Consider the following 16,838-nt stretch of genomic DNA (forward strand, 5'->3'; position numbering starts at 1 on the left):
AGTCGGATGCGCCCGCCTGCCGCTTCATCCTCTCTCCCGGGGCGCGCAAGCGCCCCTCGCCGCCGGCCATCTCGCCAGATGTTGAGCCGCGCGCATGTCGCGCTGTCCGCGCGGATCCGCGAGCGAAGCGAGCGGGTGGGCCGGCGAAGCCGGCCCGTCGCAGGATCGGCAAATATACCGACCCCGCACGGGGCACCGACTGTCGGCTTGTATAGGCCTCTCCCTTCGTTTGGAATCGTCTGCACGGGAAGATCTTGCAGCGCGACCCAAACACCGTCCAATCGCCACACTCACGTCGGTCCAGCGTGGTATAACTATCCCGATGGGCGCACATGCGCTTCCGAATCCTGTAAGGCGCCAATGAGCAGCTATCACACGAACAAGGTTTCTTCCTCCGCAGCCGGTGGACCCGCTACCCGAGTCGGGCATGTGTCCCTTGTCGGCGCTGATGCGCGCGGTATCGGTGCGACCGGTGATCTGTCTGCTGCTGCGAGAAGTCCTCACGAAGCCTCCGGCCGAACCGATCGGGCGCACGAGACGTCGGGCGCACCGCGCAGGGGAGCCAAGGGCATATGGGCGCGCACGGTGCGCGTCTCATCGCCGCATCGAGGGTCGACTTCGGCAAAGGGGGGCTCTCGGGCGGAATCACGTGAATCGAAAGCGGCTCCGCGTGCCGAGCATAGGCGTTCCCACAAGAGCGCGCTCATGCGCTATGCAAGCGACAACAGGTTCGTTCACGGTGTCTACGCGCTCACGACCGGCAGGTTTCGCCTCGCCTTCTATGCGTGCGTCGTCGTTTTCGCCATCGTTGGCCTGTACCTTCCTGCGCGCGACCTCTACGTATCCCATCGAACTCACGAGATCCTATCCAAGCAGATGGAGCTGAGGCGCGGCTACAACGATCGGCTTCAGGCGGATGTGAACAAGCTGCTCTCGCAAGACGGCATAGAGCAGGCCGCCCGCAAGGACCTCGACTTGGTCATGCCCGGCGAGAAGAAGATCAACATCGTGGGCGGCGAGGACGGGGCGAACGCTGCAGCGGATTCAGCCGGCAAGGGTTCCTCAGCTGGCGCGTCGAACACCACGGGGGGCGGGTCGAACGCTGCCTCCGATGGAGCCGGCTCCGGTGACAAGGGAGCTGATCATGCAGGCAAAGATCATGCGAGCAAGAAGAAAGAGGGGAGCGACGATTCCGAAGCCTCTGCGAACTCGGATGATCTCACGCAGGACGAGCGCGACGTCGACAAAGATGCGCCTTGGTACATCAAAGTGCTCGACAAGGCATTCCTGTTCAACAGCTCAAGTGGCCAGACGATCTCCTCATCAGGGGAGTAGGACCGACGTGGTCACGCTATGAGAAGCCGCACCTCAGCGAAATCCCCGCGGCGGCGTCGCGTTGCCGCGATAGACATCGGGACGGTCTCGTCCCGACTCTCGTTGGCATTCGTGACCGATGAAGCGGTGGTCGAGGCGCGCAGACTGACCGTCATAACCGATCTCGGCGCGGGCGTGGATGCAACCAGGCAATTCAGTTCAGATGCCATAGAGCGCGTCCGGAACGCGTGCAGCAGGTTCGTCTGCGAGGCTCGGACCTTCGGGGCGCGGAGCAGCTGCACGACGCTGACGAGCGCGGCGCGGGATGCAGGCAACGCCGACATCCTGTTGGAGAAGCTCGCAGATCTCGGGCTGGAACCTCAGGTTATTCCCGGCGAGGTCGAGGCGCGCCTCACGTTTTACGGCGTGGCCCGTGATTTCGATGACGAGCGGATCGTTGTCGTCGATTCGGGCGGCGGCTCCACCGAGTTCGCAACGGGGGCCTTCGATGCATCGAGACGAGACGTTCGTCTCGAGCACGTGCGCTCCCTGGATATCGGATGCCGCCGCGTCACCGACCGATTTCTTCAAGGCGATCCCCCTTCGGCAGATCAGATCGCCTCGGCGCGGTCATGGGCTCGCGCGGGGTTCTCCCGCTACTGGCCGACGCTCGCCGAGCGTCCTCACAAGCTCGTCGCCGTCGGTGGGACCGTCACGACTCTGGTGGCGCTCACGCATGGACTCAAGGATTATGACGCCTCTTTCGTGCACCTGCGTCAGCTCGCGCTGAGCGAGGTCGAGTCGGCGATAGAGCGCATGAGGGATCTGCCTGTCCGCGAGATCGCCGAGCTGGCCGGGATCCAGCCCAAGCGAGCACCTGTGATACTGGCCGGTGCGCTCATCATCGCGGAGCTCATGCGCGCAGGAGGCTATGATTCGCTCACCGTCAGCGAGAACAGCCTGCTCGTCGGTCTCGCGGCCACGATCGGCGAGGAGCTCGCCGCGTCGCCGTCCGCCATCGGATGGACGCCCCGATTGGCGGTCTTGGAGGACTGAGCGCACCCTGATGCATCTCGGGGTGTCCGCCCTTCGCTGCTGCAGCGTCAGGCCGCTGCAGCCCAAAGCGGATATGTGCTACCCTCATATATGACGATGGAGCGCATGCTGTCCGGCGGCCATGCCGGGAGCTGCAGCGGGCGGCGCAGCCCTCCCATCGACCGCATGAAAGGTGAAACCCATGGCGCAACGCGATAGCCAGATACTTGAGATTCTCGTTCAGCGGAAAAGAATCGAGGTCGCAGCTCTCGCCGATGAGTTGAGCGTCTCGAAGGTCACGATCCGCAAGGATCTCGAGCGACTTGAGGGCAAGGGCATCATCCATCGAGAGCACGGCTTCGCGTTGCTCTCGAGCGCCGATGACGTACAGGGGCGTCTGGCATATCATTACGAGGAGAAGCAACGGATCGCGCATCGCGCCGCCTCGTTCATATCGAACGGCGATACGGTCATGATCGAGAGCGGCAGCTGCTGCGCGCTGCTGGCTTTGACGATCGCTGAGACGATGCGAGATGTCACGATCATCACGAACAGCGCTTTTATCGCCGGCTACATTCGAGGGAAGCCCGCGGCGAACACCGTGCTGCTCGGAGGCTTCTATCAAAACGACGCCGAGGTCACCGTGGGACCCTTGCTCAAGCAAAGCTGCGAGAGCCTTCACGTCGACTACATGTTCATCGGAACCGACGGCTACGTCGAGGGTGTCGGTTTCACAAATGACGATCAGTTCAGAGGGCAGGCCGTTCGAGATATGGCGGCATGCGCATCCAAGGTCGTCGTGCTGAGTGAGAGCGAGAAGTTCTCACGGCGGGGTGTGCTGCCCTTGGACCTCGCCGGCAAGATCGCCTACGCCGTGACCGACGAGGGCATCGCCGATCGGCATCGCCGCGCGCTCGAGGCCTCCGGCGTCGAGGTCGTCATCGTCCGGACGGCGATCTGAGCTAGACGAACGCTTCGATGCCCTCCTCGCGATATGCCTCGATCAGAGCAGCGAGATCCTCTTCGTGGAGATTCGCCTGCCCGCGCATGTCATAGCTGCGACCGAGTGAGGCGTACTTGCTCTCACCGAAACTATGGTAGGGCAGCAGCTGCACGCGATCCGCGCCCGCGCGCCGAAGACGACGACCCATGAGCCGCGCGTCGGCGACCGAATCATTGAAACCGGGAATGACCGGCGTTCGAACGAGAACGTCGCGTGCGTACTCGTGCGCCCGGATCGTGTTGCTCCAGATGCGCGAGAGACCCTCTCCGGTTGCCGCCCGATGCCGATCCGAATCGCCGTGCTTCATATCGATGAGCAGATGGTCCGCCCGCTTCGCGACCTCATCGAAGACCTTCGGCGCCGCGCATGCCGTGGTCTCGATGCAGGTGTCGACGGAATGACTGTGAAGCAGGTTCATGAGCTCGATGCAGAACTCCGGCCACATGAGCGGTTCTCCCCCGGATAGCGTGACGCCGCCACCGCTCTGCTGATAGAATACGTCATCTTTCAGGCAGATCTCGCACACCTCTGCCGCGCTTCGCAGACGACCCGCTATGGACAGCGCTCGTGCCGGGCACGCGCGCACCGCCTGTCGGACGCGCTCGGAGCTCGCGTCCGCCCTGGCGACATCGATATGCTGCGCGCCCGGGTCTCCCAGGTCGGGGCAGGCCATGAGGCAGCGTTTGCAGCCCGTGCACGCGCTCGCGCTCCATTCCAGCTGGGGCCGCATCAGCTGGCTCTCGGGATTCGAGCACCATGGGCACCTCATCGGGCAACCTTTCAAAAAGACCACGGTGCGAATTCCCGGTCCATCGTTCAGGCTGAATTTCTGGATGTTGAAGACCATTGCGTTCAAAATGCGCGCCCTTTCTCGACATGGACGGATATTGAATATATAGAGTATTGTATTCGAAAGTAAAAACTCTTTCGAACGATACTATACTAAGTTTCAATAAGAACAAACTTCGATGTAACCTACGGTGCTCAATTTCAAGGAAAGGAAGTATCATGAATCACTTCGGAGAGCTGACACCCAAGATGCGTTCATTTCGAGACGACCTGATCGATGCGGTACCCGAGGTGGATGCCGAGCGCGCGTGCATCGTGACGGAAGTGTATCGAGAGCACGCTGCCGATGCGCTCGCTATCAAGCGCGCCATCATGCTCAAAAGGGTTCTAGAGGAGATGAGCATCTTCATCGAGCCCCAGACCCTCATCGCGGGCAATCAGGCCTCGTCGAACCGCAGTGCGCCGATATTTCCCGAATACGCCATGAGCTGGGTCATCGATGAACTCGATGAGTTCGAGAAGCGGGATGGCGATGTGTTCCACATCACCGAGGACACGAAGCGCAGACTGCGCGAGATCGCTCCGTTCTGGGAGCACAACACGCTGCTCGATCGCGGTCTCGCGGCGTTCCCGCCCGCTTCCAAGCTCTTCTACGATCTGGGCATCATCAAAAGCGAGGGCAACATCACCTCGGGGGACGCGCATTGCGCGGTCGATTACGGGGCCCTGCTTCGTCTGGGACTGCGCGATTTCAAGCGTCGCGCCCAAGAGAAGCTCGATGAGCTCGATCTCACCGATTACCGCAACATCCACAAGAGCTATTTCTATCGCGCTATCATCATTGTGGTCGATGCCGTGAGGGCATTCGCGGGCCGCTACGCGACGCTTGCGCGCAAGATGGCCCAGACCGAACCCGACATGGATCGCGTCGCCGAGCTGCTCGAGATGGCGCGCATCATGGACAAGGTCCCCTTTGAGCCCGCCGAGACGCTGCATGAGGCCGTCCAGTCCATGTGGCTGGTACATCTGACGCTGCAGATCGAGTCCAACGGGCACAGTCTGTCCTATGGTCGCATGGATCAGTATCTGAACCCGTTTCTCGAGGCGGATCTCGCCCAGGGGCGCACGACCGAGTCGGCGGCCTGCGAGCTGATGTGCAACCTGTGGCTCAAGACCTACACCATCAACAAGATTCGCTCGTGGAGCCATACGCAGTTCTCAGCCGGCTCCCCGCTCTATCAGAACGTCACCGTGGGCGGCCAGAAGCTCGTACGCGGCGAGCCGCGGGACGCCTCGAATCCGATGAGTTGGCTCATTCTGAAATCGGTCGCGCAGTGCCACCTCACCCAGCCCAATCTCACCGTGCGCTACCACAAGGGCCTGCCAGATGATTTCATGGCCGAGTGCATCGAGGTCGTTCGCTGCGGATTCGGCATGCCCGCGTTCAACGACGACGAGATCATCATCCCCAGCTTCATAGATCGCGGGGTCTCTCGTGAGGATGCCTATAACTACTCCGCCATCGGCTGCGTCGAGACCGCGGTTCCCGGCAAATGGGGCTACCGCTGCACGGGCATGAGCTTTTTGAACTTTCCGAAGGCTCTGCTCATCGGTATGAATGACGGCGTCGATCCCGCGAGCGGCACGCGCCTTCTGGATCACACCGGCCATCTCGAGGACTTCAAGACGTTCGACGATGTCATGGCCTGCTGGGACAAAACGGTGCGCGAGATGTGCCGTCAGTGCGTGATCATCGATGCCACCTGCGATATGGTACTCGAGCAGGATACCGCCGATATCCTGTGCTCCTCTCTCACGGATGCCTGCATAGAACGGGGTCTCAACATGAAGGAGGGCGGTGCGGTCTACGACTTCATCTCCGATCTCCAAGTGGGCATCGCCAATCTCGCCGACTCGCTTGCTGCTATGAAAAAGGTTGTGTTCGAGGAGGGCGCCGTCACGCCGGCGCAGCTGGCTCGGGCTCTGCGTGAGAACTGGGCGGGCGAGGAGAACGAACGCATTCGCCAGCTCATGGTGGACGCCCCCAAATACGGCAACGATGACGACTATGTTGACGGTCTCGTCTCCTCAGCCTATGCCAGCTATATCGATGAGTTGAAGAAGTACCACAACACGCGGTTCGGGCGCGGTCCCATCGGGGGCGTCTACTACGCCGGGACGAGCTCGATCTCGGCCAACGTCCCCCAAGGCGCCGGTACGCTCGCGACGCCGGACGGCCGTCGGGCCGGTGATCCGCTGGCCGAGGGCTGCAGCCCCAGCCATGAAGCGGACAAGTTCGGTCCCACATCGGTGTTCAAGAGCGTGGCGAAGCTGCCGACCTCCGAGATCACCGGCGGCGTGCTGCTGAATCAGAAGGTCACCCCGCAAGTGCTCGACAAACCCGAGAATCGCGCGAAGCTGGCCATGCTCACCCGCGCGTTCTTCGACAAGCTCCATGGCTACCACGTGCAGTATAATGTGGTCTCTCGCGAGACGCTCAAAGACGCGCAGGTTCATCCCGAGCGGCATCGCGACCTCATCGTGCGCGTCGCAGGCTACAGCGCCTTTTTCAACGTGTTGTCCCGTGCGACCCAAGATGACATCATCGCGCGCACCGAGCAGAGTCTCTGACAGAGACGCGACCGCGCGCCGAACCACGCGCGCGCCACCGCAGCGCTGGGGCGCCGCAGATCCCGCCAGGATCTGCGGCGCCCGTATCCTCAGGCCATCCGTTTTGAAGGGAAACAAACCATGAAACTGATCATCGACGATGCGAACATCGAGGCAATCAAGCATCTGATCGAGATATATCCCATAGACGGCGTGACGACGAATCCCTCTATCCTGGCAGCAGCGGCCCGGCCTCCCTTCGAGGTGCTGAAGGAGATCCGCTCGATCATCGGATGCGATGCGGAACTGCATGTTCAAGTCGTCGCGCGAGACACGCGAGGCATGCTCGCCGATGCTCGGCGCATCACCGGTGAGCTGGGCGACGGCACGTTTGTGAAGGTCCCCGCCGTCCCAGAGGGTCTTCATGCCATGAAGCTGCTCGCGACCGAAGGGGTGCGCGTCACCGCCACGGCGATCTACACGCCCATGCAGGCCTTTCTCGCGGCGAAGGCCGGCGCGAGCTATGCGGCTCCCTATATCAACCGCATCGACAACATGGGCTACGATGGAGTCGAGGTGGCCAAGACCATCCATGACATCTTCGGCGCGAACGGGCTTCCCTGCGAGGTCCTGGCTGCGAGTTTCAAGAACTCCCAGCAGGTTCTCGATCTCGTTCGCTACGGCGTGGGCGCCGCGACGGTTGCGCCGGCGGTGATCGAGGGGTTCGTGAAGAGTGCCGCCATCGATGCCGCCATCGATGCGTTCGTTGCGGACTTCGAGGGGCTCTGCGCACCGGGAAAGACGATGGCGACCTGCTAGTGTCTTCGGCGGGCATCTGAGATCACAGGGGCGCCCCGGCAGCATCGCCGGGGCGCCCCTTGTTGTGATCGCCCAAAAGAGGGGCCCCGTCTCCTGAATGGAGACGGGGCCCCTCGCCGTCGTGCGGATGTCGCATCAGCGGCCTAGAAGAACCCGATCAGAGCTCCGGCGATACCGATGATGAACAGTCCGAAGATGATCACGATGGGATTGACCTTCTTGCGAAGTAACGTGATGCAGCCGAGGGTGAGGATCAGCGCCATGAGACCCGGAAGCAGCTGGTCGAGCACGGTCTGAAGCGTGGCTATCTTGATGAGCCGCGCAGGATCGGATGCGTATTGGCCGGCGTTCATGACGATGGAATATCCACCGTTCGCCGCGTTCTGAACGGCCTTCACCGCTCCTGAAAGGATGTCGGGCGTGATCGATCCCCCGCCGTTGAGCAGGTCGGTCAGCTTGGTGATGTCGGGAAACTTTTCAGCCACCGATCCCATATCGGCGTTCGAGAAGACGATCTTCGACAGATCGATGGTCGTCCAGCGCGGTATCAGGACACCCATGATGAACATGCCCAAGATAGACGCGCCCATGGTGATCTTCTGCATGAGGCCGCCGGACAGATCCTTCGTGATGTTCGATCCCTGCCGGTAACCGAGCTCTTGCGTGTACCATTTGAATGCGAGGCGCACGATGTTCCATATCACGAAGAACAGACATGGACCCAGCGGGTTCATGCCCAGTGCCAGCGAGGCGGCGAAGGCACCGAGCACCGGACGAAGCGTACCCCAGAACACGGGGTCGCCCACACCGGCCAGAGGACCCATCATGCCGATCTTCACGCCCTGTATCGCGGCGTCATCGATCTCGGCGCCGTTTGCGCGCTCCTCCTCGAGCGCCATGACGACGCCGAAGATCGGTGCCGCCAGATAGGGGTGCGTGTTGAAGAACTCCATATGGCGCTTGACGAACGCCTTCTGATCCTCGATGTCAGGATACAGGCGCTTCATAGCGGGAAGCATGGCGTAGCACCATCCGAGGTGCTGCATGCGCTCATAGTTGATGGAGCCCTGTTCGAAGGACTGGCGCCAGAAGACTTTGACGCGGTCCGACTTCGTGAGCCTGATCCGCTTTTCGGTATCGGTCATTGATTGCTCCCCTCTTTTCTATTCGTAGTCATTGATGATGTCATCCAGGACGTCCTCAGAGGAGCCCGAACCGAGCGACGGACCGGAGCCACCGTTGAATTCCGGTGCCAGCTGCAGATATACGAGTGCGATGCCCACGCCGATCATGCCCATCGCGATCAGGTTGAGCTGGGTGATGGCCGCCAGAGCGAAGCCGATGATGAAGAACGGCCAGACCTTCGGCGTGGCCATCATGTTGATGACCATGGCGTAGCCGACGACCACGATGAAGCCGCCCGCAGCCGACAGGCCGGCGGTCAACCAGGGTGGAATGGAGCTGAGCGCCGCTTGGACCGCCCCGACCGGCACCAGAATGATCAGCAGGGCCGGGATGGCGCAGCGAAGGCCCTGAAGCAGCATGACCAGATAGTGAGCGAACTCCACGCCGCGAATGTTGCCTGAGGCACCGGCCCTGTCGGCACCGTGGACGATGCCGACCGCGATCGTGCGAACGAAGATCGTAAGGGCCAGACCAGCGACCGCCAGCGCCATGGCGCTGGCGATACCCGTGGAAACCTCGACGCCTTTCATGCAGACGAGGATCGCGGACGCAGTCGAGCACAGCGCGGCATCCGGGGCCACGGCTGCACCGATATTCATCCAGCCCAGAGCGACGAGCTGGAGCGATCCGCCGAGCATGAGCGCCTCGGGCAGATGCCCCGTCGCGAGTCCTATAAGCGAACATGCCACGATGGGCTGATGGAATTGGAACTCGTCCAAGACCGACTCGACGCCGGCCAGAAACGAGAAGATCAACACGAGCAGAATCGGAATCAAACTCATAATGCACTCCTTTCTCAGATGTGTTACGCGAAGCCTAGGCGATCGCGGTCTTGGCAAGCAGATTCCACAGGCCCTCGTCTCGGTCCGTGGGGACCTTCTGTATGCAGAACTCGCAACCTTTGTCGCGTAGCGCCTCCAGGGCCGCGACATCATCGCGGTCAACCGATACGGCGCTGCCGAGCATCGTCTTGCCGGCGGAGTGCGCCATCGATCCGATATTCACAAGCGGTATCTGGATTCCGGCGCTCACCACCCGCAGAACGTCTTGGGGGTTCTCGAACAGCAGCAGCAGCCGCTGACCGGCGAAGCGGTCGTCTTTGCAGATCTGTATGATCTTGTCAACGGGAACGACGTTGGCCTTCGTTCCCGGAGGAGCCGCCTCGGTGATGAGGGTCTTGCGGAGTTCGTCATGGGCGACGCCGTCAGATACCACCATGATGCGAGTCGGCTGAACCTGCTTGGTCCAAGCCATCGCGACCTGACCATGAAGCAGCCGAGAGTCGATACGGCACCAGACGATCTCGGGAAGCTTCCCCGTGCCGCCGAGTGCCGCCGCAGCGGAGACATTCCTCGGTCTCGCGCTGTGCTTCGGCTGCAGCCCCTCGGGAGAGATGCGGACGCCCTGCCTGCCTACGGAAAAGATGTGCGCCGCCAGCTCAGCTGCCGATTCGAGCGACGACATGTTCGAGTAGGCTTCGATGAACATCGGAAGCGACAGCCCGGTGACCGTGATCCATCCGGTTCGTCCCTCGGATGCGAGCTTGATCTGGTTGAAGGGCGTGCCTCCCCACAGATCGGCAAGAAATAGCAGCTGATTCGGGTTGCCGAGAGAGCTTATGGCCTCATCGAGCTTGTTGCGGTAATCCTGAGGACCCTCTTGGGGCTCAAGATTCGCGATGGCGACATGCTCGATCTCACCGAACACCATACCGGCTGCTTGCTTGACACCTCCCGCCAGCTCCCCGTGACTCGCCAAGACGATCCCAACCATATGTCCTCCTTCAATCGAAGTTGATAGCACTGTAACAGTATGTATTTAATTTGGAAATACTTTGCGTATAATTCCGTAAACGTATTAACTTTCATACGTAAGTGGTATTAATTTGCAAGAAAAGTAAAGAAAAAGTATCATTTGAAAAATATATTTTCAATGCGAGAACCTCCGGCACATGCCATATGTGTTGCGCGTTCGGCAACATATGTCAGCATCATGTCACTTGCGCGCATGATGCGCAAGCCCGCCCTTGAAGCGCTCTCGTGTCGTTGTGGCATGCGATAGAAGCCTATGCGGCCGAGGAAAATCGCGGCGATCGGTTGTTGATAGGCGTCAGCGCTCCATCGACGCGGGCCGTCGAGACCGGCCCGCGTCTCGCCGGCCCGCGAAACCGACTCAGCGGCTTCAGAGGCCCCGTGTCGGCGATGGCCTAGCTCATCTGGGTACGCGACTGAAACCAGACGACGATGCCGTGAATGCTGACATTGCGGCTGTCGCCGCGCTCTATGATCACATCGCAGTGCTCCGAATTCCAGGACTCCGGGGAGAGCACGAGGGTGTGCGCGGTCTGATAGAGTCTGCGGACAAGGCACTCGGATCCATCGATTGAGACCACGGCGATAGAGCCGCTGCGCGGCTCTGATTCGGGGTCGATGAGAATCAAGCAGCCCTCCGGATAGACACGATTCATGCAATCGCCTTTGACTTCGAGAAAGTATGCGTTCGGATGCGCCAGCGCGACCTCACTCGGCAGCTCGATGCACTCATCGAGCATATCGGGCTTGTTGGCGATTCCCGGATGAATCCGTCTGCGCAGTCGCGCGCAGGGAGCCCTGATCTTGTCGAGCGCGCGCTTCAGGTCGTTCGCGTCGTTGTCACCCACGACGATGGTGACCGGTACGCCAAGCGTTTGCGCGAGCCTCTGAATCGTCTTGATCGGCGGGTTCGATGTGCCGTTTTCCCATTGGGTGACCGTGGTGCGCGCCACACCGATCCTCTCAGCGAGCTGCGCCTGCGTGAGACCGATTATCTTTCTGATGAGTCTGATGTTCTCCGGTAGCGCCATGCCAGCTCCCTGTGTTAAGTTTCAGTGACATAGTAATACCACGTTTTCGGCGTGCCAATGCTCTATTCGCGCCCAGTGCGATTCTCGCGTCGGTGGTGTCACGGCCAGCCGCGGGCTCCAGACGGGGTTGAGGGCGCTCGTCTTTGCGCGATAAAGAGCAAGGGGATGATTCCGCCCTCGTAGCACGCTATGATCTCCACGGTTTCTACACCCCTTATGAGAGAGACCGAGATGAGGGGTCGCGCAGATGGGCGACTCGGCTGATGTCTCCGCGGTGGCAATCGACGATCTGATCCCGTTTGCATTATCTTTTTTCGTTGGAATTCGCGCGACCCCACGCTCAGAACCCATATGATTGAATCTGCTTGCCTTTGGTAGCTATGAGGAGGATCTCATGGAGAGCGATAGCGCATCGGGTTCCGGCAGCCATTTTTCCGGCAGCTCGAACCCCAATCAGCACCCCGGACGCGTTCCCGCGTCCAATCGGCCCCGCAACGCCTCTCCGTATACGACAGCGGAGTTCGCGCGCATGTACGAGCAGAGCGCGCGTGCGAGGCGAGGCGATGCATCGCCCGTCGGCGCGCGGGGGCCGCAGGCTCCGCATGGAGCGCAACAGGGTCGGTTCCAGCCCCGTAGCGGAGGCGATGGCCGATCTGTTGCGTCCGACGCGACGTCCCCGCATGCGACGTCGACGAGACCGCAGAGCCCGATCTCGGCAGTGCCGGGCGGCAGAGTCCCCGCATCGCGCACTCGCAGGCCGGGCGGAAATCCCTCCACGGTGTCGGGTATCCCTGCGGGAGCCCCGATTTCGCGCATGAGACGCATCGATGAAGTGCCCTCAGCGCGGCAGATCACCTTCGAGAGCGCGCGTCCGCATAGAGCGCGCGCGCATATCATCGCGCGAATCGTCGGAGTTCTCCTCTTGCTGTTCATCGCATTCAGCGGCTTCTGCGCCTTTTCGCTCTACCGGGATGCGAAGGATATCACTTCGACATCAAAGAATATGATCGAGCAGGCCAAGAGTATCGCGAATAAGGCCAAGAGCAAGGATGCGGATGGCATTCGCGCGACCGCCAGCTCCCTTGCGGACATGTCCGCCGATATGAGAAGGAAAACCGATGGCATCGCTTGGCAGACGGCGTCGCTGGTGCCGGTGCTCGGCGAGGATGTGCGATCCGCTCGCACCCTTGTCGGCGAGGTAAACGATCTGTGCCGCAATGCCCTCATCCCCGGTTGCGATGCGCTGGCGCAGATGCAATCCGGCCAGCTCATCCATGACAACACGTTCGATGTCGGCACGATCAAGTCGATCACGCAGGCGCTCTCCAAGATCGCACCCGCGGTCAAAACGAGCGCGAACCGGATAGCGGCGCTGCCAGAGCCCCACTTCGCCGCCCTCGGCACCGTGATAGCCAATGTTCGCGATCTGCTCGATACTGCTGAGGGTCCGCTCGAACAGGCCTCCGCTATCGCCCCGCTGCTCCCGCAGATGCTCGGAGAGGGAGGCCAGACGCGTACCTACCTGATCGTCGCCCAGAACAGCGCCGAGCTCAGGAGCACCGGCGGTTTCCCGGGGAGCATCGGCACGCTTGCGGTTGCCGACGGCAAGATCACGCTCGGCAACTTCACTGCGGCACATGATCTCACCTGGTATGACCAGGCCGGCTTCGGCATCACCGATGAGGAGCGCACGATCTTCGGGGAGCGGGTGGGCAAGATCCCCGGCGACACGAACTTCATTCCCGATTTCAGCCGATCCTCGCAGCTGCTTTCAGCCATGTGGACCGACCAGAAGGGAGGCGCCCCGATCGACGGCGTCATCGCCATCGATCCGGTTTTCCTGCAGCAGATGCTGAAGCTCTCCGGTGGCGTCACCGCCATGAACGGTCAGGTCGTTGATGGCTCCAACGCTGCTGCGACGCTGCTGCACGATTCCTATCAGCGCCTTCCCACCGAGTACAAGGATCTCTTTTTCGGCAACGTCGCGGCGCTGTCGTTCCAGAAGATCATGGGAAGCCTCGGAGACATCAGCAAACTCGACTTCGCCAAGACGACGTTTGACGCCATGACGAAGCACCATCTGCAGGCGTGGATGTCCAACGCGGACGAGGAGGCGAAGATGGTCGAGATGGGCTGCTCGGGCACCCTCTCCAAGGACAAGGGCGCGCCCGCGCTCGGCGTGTTCGCTGCTGATGACACCGCGTCCAAGATCAGCTGGTACCTTTCGTTGAACACCTCGATCGGCCAAGGCAGGGCCAATCCGGATGGCACCACGACCTATTCGGTCACAACGACCATCAAGAACAACATGGATCCCAACGAGGCATCCGGTTTGGTGAAATACATCACCGGCTACAACCCCGCCAAGCGCGATGTCACCGACATGATCAACAAGGTATATCTTTTCGCGCCGGCAGGCGGAACCATCTCCGATCTGTCTCTGAGCGGCTACGCTCCCGAGGGTTTCGGTATGACGGAGTCAACCTACGAGGGGTTCCAGGTGTTCTTTGCCACCATTCAAACGAGCGCTGGTCAGACGACGACCTATACATACAACGTCACGGTACCCGCCGGATCCACCACGACGCTTCGCCTCGAGACGACACCAACCGCACAGCAGGTCGCGGGGTGGAAATAGCTCCGAGGAGCTTCGTTTGATCCGAATCCGGGACGGCGCGCGCGATCTCTGCGCACGCCGTCTTACCTTCGTTCGATGCGCTCGTTCAGCTCGCGGTTGAGTGAGGCGAAATCGCTCAGAGCTCGGTATCCGATCTGAATGATGCTTCGCATGTTGATGGAGTTCACGCCGCCTCGTCTCGGCTTGAACGTGATGGGGAAATATCGAATACGTTGGCCTCGCTTGGCGTAGATCACGGCGAGCAGCACGTTTGCGAGATTGAAGCCCGCGGGCACGAGCTTCAGGTTCTCCCTCAGCGTTTGAGCGCTCATGAGGCGAAACGGCGTGTTCGCGTCTTGCAGGGACACCCCGAACCGCATGCGCACGACGGCTCTGAGCGTCTTGGTGACAATCACGCGCGCCAGTCCGTCCTCGCGTCCCCGGCGCCAGCCTATAGCCATGTCGCAAAGCTGCCGTGCCTCCCAGAGCTGCCAGAACTCAGCGGGATCGGTCTGACCGTCCGAGTCGGTCTGGAACACCCATGTCGCCTTGTGCTCGAGTGCGAAGCGATAGGCATCGACCAGAGTCGCTCCGTGGCCGGAATTGGGTTTTGTTTTCGCGATGAGTCGCGGATGCGTCTCAGCGAAGCGCTGGGTGATGCGAAAGGTCTCATCACGGCTGCCGTCATCGATGACGACGAGCCTGCTCTCACCGCCGATGCGTTCGACGACCGGGTACCACTGATCGAGAACCTTGATGATGTTGGCCTGCTCGTTGTAAGCGGGCATGACGATGTAGAGCGTGTCCGCATCACCGCCGCCGATTCTCGCTCTCTCGTCACTCATCTGCTTGTCTCCTCTACCGCCCGCGTTCGATGCCGACATCCGATGCCGTCGAGCGCCACGGAGATTCCCCCCGCAGCGAAAGGCAGCAGCGCCACATAGGCCGGCATCACATATTGCGACTGCGCCTCCCAGAACAGATAGAACAGGGCAGAGCCCGCTGCGAACAGCAGCGGACCCATATGCTGCACGCGAAGTCCTCCCCGGTGAACGGCATCGCTCGCGCATCCCGGGTCCCGCCTCCGCTGATCGCGTCGGCATCTGATTCGGTCCGAGATGACCTCGATGAGGGCACCTGCGATGATAAGCGTCTGCAGCACGTCCAGCATACCCAAGATCGCATCGTGCAACGCTCCGTAGTACACGATTCTGGCCAGGGGCGTGTACGGGCGCTTCGTCATGACGGGCACCTCGGGCCTGGAGGACCCGCGCCAGTTGCTCGCCAGAAGCGACTCGTAGGTCGGCATGCACCATTCAGACCAGTATTTCTTCGAGAAGAACGTCCAGGCATATCCGGGATCAGCGACGAAGCGATCGACTTGGGAGCGGATTATGGTGCGCGCCTCGCGATCATAGCGCTCGACACTGTAGTGCTCGGCATCATATTTCCAAGAGTATCCGTTGTACCAGCCGTAGTTCTCCCCGCCGGTATCGCTGAGCCCCATGGCGATCGGGACCGAGGTGGGGATCCCGTGGGAGGTTTCCATGCCGCAGATCCTCAGGGTGATGAGAGAGATCGACAGGCTTGCCGTCGCATACACCGCGAGAAGCGTCGCGAGCCCGCACGCGCTCGATAGGGCCCTGTACCCGATGAGATGGCACAGCCACACCACGGCCATCGCAGCGAGGGCCACAAGCATATTCGACTTGAGGATGCAGCTCGCTGAAATCGCCAGCGCCGACTCGAATCCGAGTCGCTTGGATCCGCGCGCGATTGCGCGGATCTGCAAAAGCAGACCGAGCAGCGCGAAGGCCAGACCGATCGCGATCGCGTAGGCGAACGTCACGTAGAAGATGAGCGGCAAGAAGAGCAGGCACAGGACGCAGCAGATGCCGACCGCGCGCCGACTGGCGAACAGCTCCCGTGTGATCGCTATGACAAGGTAGAGGATCCAAGCCGTGAAGACGATGTTCAACGCCTCGAGCAACAGGTAGGTATGCCCGTGGGCGACCAGGGACACGAGGCGTATCAGAAAGACATAGCCCATCTGATAGGGGAACCGATACAGGTAGCCTCCGTGTTCATAGAAGATGGACCCGCGCTGTCCCATCTCGAGGGCCGCGTTGATGAGATCAAGGGAGTCCCAGTCCGGCCAGACGCGGGCGGACAGCACCCAGATGGTGCCCGCGATCAGCGCGTAGACGACGACCCCGATCGCAAGCTTTCGCTCATCAATGCGTACGAGCACGCCACGGCCGCAGACGCGAAGCAGGAACGCGAGAATCACCGCGATGCCAGCGACCACCAAGGGCGCTCTCGAGAAGCTGAAGACGACCGCATTATCGTAGTTGGGCAGAGACGCAGTGACAAGAAGCGTGGACAGCCCCGTGACCCCGAGGAAGAGCATGACGCAGGCGACCAGCGCACGCTCAAGGGCCAGCCCCGCTCCCGTCGGGCGCGGGGATAATCTGCTCCCAGCAAAATCGCGCGAAGCCTGCGAACCGTCCGCCGTGACTCCGTCCGAGCGATACGGCTCGTCTTCAGCTTCGCTGGTCGGTCGCTTGTCCGTTGGATCTGAAATGCTCAAGATGGTGTACCTGAATCTACTGGGGACGGGCGCG

The 16,838-nt window shown here is 61.2% G+C and carries 13 protein-coding genes; 6 read left to right on the top strand and 7 right to left on the bottom strand.

Annotation, left to right across the window (positions count from 1 at the left end; translation table 11 throughout):
* Window positions 1-705: 705 nt before the first annotated feature.
* The 3 genes from CORGL_RS09880 to CORGL_RS01170 all read left to right on the top strand — a co-directional run bounded on the left by CORGL_RS09880 (window position 706) and on the right by CORGL_RS01170 (window position 3,310).
* Window positions 706-1,335: a hypothetical protein gene (locus CORGL_RS09880; RefSeq protein WP_013708092.1), complete on the top strand. Its 630-nt coding sequence runs from the start codon at window positions 706-708 to the stop codon at window positions 1,333-1,335.
* A 111-nt stretch (window positions 1,336-1,446) separates the two neighbouring features.
* Entirely contained in the window at window positions 1,447-2,370 is a 924-nt protein-coding gene (locus tag CORGL_RS01165; protein ID WP_245526955.1) for a Ppx/GppA phosphatase family protein, read from the top strand.
* Between the two features lie 181 nt (window positions 2,371-2,551).
* Window positions 2,552-3,310, top strand: a complete 759-nt coding sequence (locus CORGL_RS01170; RefSeq protein ID WP_013708094.1) for a DeoR/GlpR family DNA-binding transcription regulator — start codon at window positions 2,552-2,554, stop codon at window positions 3,308-3,310.
* Between the two features lies 1 nt (window position 3,311).
* Here CORGL_RS01170 and CORGL_RS01175 read toward each other — a convergent pair whose 3' ends face one another.
* Complete coding sequence (locus CORGL_RS01175; RefSeq protein WP_041738482.1) at window positions 3,312-4,199, bottom strand: glycyl-radical enzyme activating protein; 888 nt, start codon at window positions 4,197-4,199, stop codon at window positions 3,312-3,314.
* A 161-nt stretch (window positions 4,200-4,360) separates the two neighbouring features.
* On the opposite strand from CORGL_RS01175, the gene CORGL_RS01180 reads away from it, so the two are divergent.
* Window positions 4,361-6,772 carry a glycyl radical protein gene (locus CORGL_RS01180; protein ID WP_013708096.1) on the top strand — a complete coding sequence of 804 codons (2,412 nt, stop codon included), beginning with the start codon at window positions 4,361-4,363 and terminating at the stop codon, window positions 6,770-6,772.
* A gap of 120 nt (window positions 6,773-6,892) precedes the next feature.
* Window positions 6,893-7,570: a transaldolase family protein gene (locus tag CORGL_RS01185; protein WP_013708097.1), complete on the top strand. Its 678-nt coding sequence runs from the start codon at window positions 6,893-6,895 to the stop codon at window positions 7,568-7,570.
* Window positions 7,571-7,713: 143 nt separating this feature from the next.
* Here the strand turns inward: CORGL_RS01185 and CORGL_RS01190 are convergent, their stop codons facing one another.
* The 4 genes from CORGL_RS01190 to CORGL_RS01205 all read right to left on the bottom strand — a co-directional run bounded on the left by CORGL_RS01190 (window position 7,714) and on the right by CORGL_RS01205 (window position 11,597).
* The gene (locus CORGL_RS01190) at window positions 7,714-8,715 is read right to left on the bottom strand and encodes a PTS system mannose/fructose/sorbose family transporter subunit IID (RefSeq protein WP_013708098.1); all 1,002 of its coding nucleotides are present in this window, start codon (window positions 8,713-8,715) and stop codon (window positions 7,714-7,716) included.
* An 18-nt stretch (window positions 8,716-8,733) separates the two neighbouring features.
* Window positions 8,734-9,537, bottom strand: a complete 804-nt coding sequence (locus CORGL_RS01195) for a PTS mannose/fructose/sorbose transporter subunit IIC (RefSeq protein WP_013708099.1) — start codon at window positions 9,535-9,537, stop codon at window positions 8,734-8,736.
* Window positions 9,538-9,571: 34 nt separating this feature from the next.
* On the bottom strand, window positions 9,572-10,528 hold the full coding sequence (locus CORGL_RS01200) for a PTS sugar transporter subunit IIB (RefSeq protein ID WP_013708100.1): 957 nt from the start codon (window positions 10,526-10,528) through the stop codon (window positions 9,572-9,574).
* A 433-nt stretch (window positions 10,529-10,961) separates the two neighbouring features.
* Window positions 10,962-11,597, bottom strand: a complete 636-nt coding sequence (locus CORGL_RS01205; RefSeq protein WP_013708101.1) for a LexA family protein — start codon at window positions 11,595-11,597, stop codon at window positions 10,962-10,964.
* Between the two features lie 394 nt (window positions 11,598-11,991).
* Between CORGL_RS01205 and CORGL_RS01210 the strand changes: the two genes are divergently transcribed.
* The gene (locus tag CORGL_RS01210; RefSeq protein WP_013708102.1) at window positions 11,992-14,235 is read left to right on the top strand and encodes a DUF4012 domain-containing protein; all 2,244 of its coding nucleotides are present in this window, start codon (window positions 11,992-11,994) and stop codon (window positions 14,233-14,235) included.
* A gap of 62 nt (window positions 14,236-14,297) precedes the next feature.
* Here the strand turns inward: CORGL_RS01210 and CORGL_RS01215 are convergent, their stop codons facing one another.
* Window positions 14,298-15,059 carry a glycosyltransferase family 2 protein gene (locus CORGL_RS01215; RefSeq protein ID WP_013708103.1) on the bottom strand — a complete coding sequence of 254 codons (762 nt, stop codon included), beginning with the start codon at window positions 15,057-15,059 and terminating at the stop codon, window positions 14,298-14,300.
* Window positions 15,056-16,804, bottom strand: coding sequence for a hypothetical protein (locus CORGL_RS01220; RefSeq protein WP_013708104.1), 1,749 nt, complete (start codon window positions 16,802-16,804; stop codon window positions 15,056-15,058). Before CORGL_RS01220 ends, CORGL_RS01215 begins: the two co-directional genes overlap by 4 nt.
* Window positions 16,805-16,838 lie beyond the last annotated feature (34 nt).

It is taken from the genome of Coriobacterium glomerans PW2, assembly GCF_000195315.1.
GTDB lineage: Bacteria > Actinomycetota > Coriobacteriia > Coriobacteriales > Coriobacteriaceae > Coriobacterium > Coriobacterium glomerans.

What these genes read in the sequence shown, in the direction of transcription:
- CORGL_RS01175 (WP_041738482.1), bottom strand. Translation starts at nt 4,199, where the DNA reads ATGGTCTTCAACATCCAGAAATTCAGCCTGAACGATGGACCGGGAATT.
- CORGL_RS01210 (WP_013708102.1), top strand. Translation starts at nt 11,992, where the DNA reads ATGGAGAGCGATAGCGCATCGGGTTCCGGCAGCCATTTTTCCGGCAGC.
- CORGL_RS01180 (WP_013708096.1), top strand. Translation starts at nt 4,361, where the DNA reads ATGAATCACTTCGGAGAGCTGACACCCAAGATGCGTTCATTTCGAGAC.
- CORGL_RS01215 (WP_013708103.1), bottom strand. Translation starts at nt 15,059, where the DNA reads ATGAGTGACGAGAGAGCGAGAATCGGCGGCGGTGATGCGGACACGCTC.
- CORGL_RS01170 (WP_013708094.1), top strand. Translation starts at nt 2,552, where the DNA reads ATGGCGCAACGCGATAGCCAGATACTTGAGATTCTCGTTCAGCGGAAA.
- CORGL_RS01200 (WP_013708100.1), bottom strand. Translation starts at nt 10,528, where the DNA reads ATGGTTGGGATCGTCTTGGCGAGTCACGGGGAGCTGGCGGGAGGTGTC.
- CORGL_RS01185 (WP_013708097.1), top strand. Translation starts at nt 6,893, where the DNA reads ATGAAACTGATCATCGACGATGCGAACATCGAGGCAATCAAGCATCTG.
- CORGL_RS09880 (WP_013708092.1), top strand. Translation starts at nt 706, where the DNA reads ATGCGCTATGCAAGCGACAACAGGTTCGTTCACGGTGTCTACGCGCTC.
- CORGL_RS01205 (WP_013708101.1), bottom strand. Translation starts at nt 11,597, where the DNA reads ATGGCGCTACCGGAGAACATCAGACTCATCAGAAAGATAATCGGTCTC.
- CORGL_RS01190 (WP_013708098.1), bottom strand. Translation starts at nt 8,715, where the DNA reads ATGACCGATACCGAAAAGCGGATCAGGCTCACGAAGTCGGACCGCGTC.
- CORGL_RS01195 (WP_013708099.1), bottom strand. Translation starts at nt 9,537, where the DNA reads ATGAGTTTGATTCCGATTCTGCTCGTGTTGATCTTCTCGTTTCTGGCC.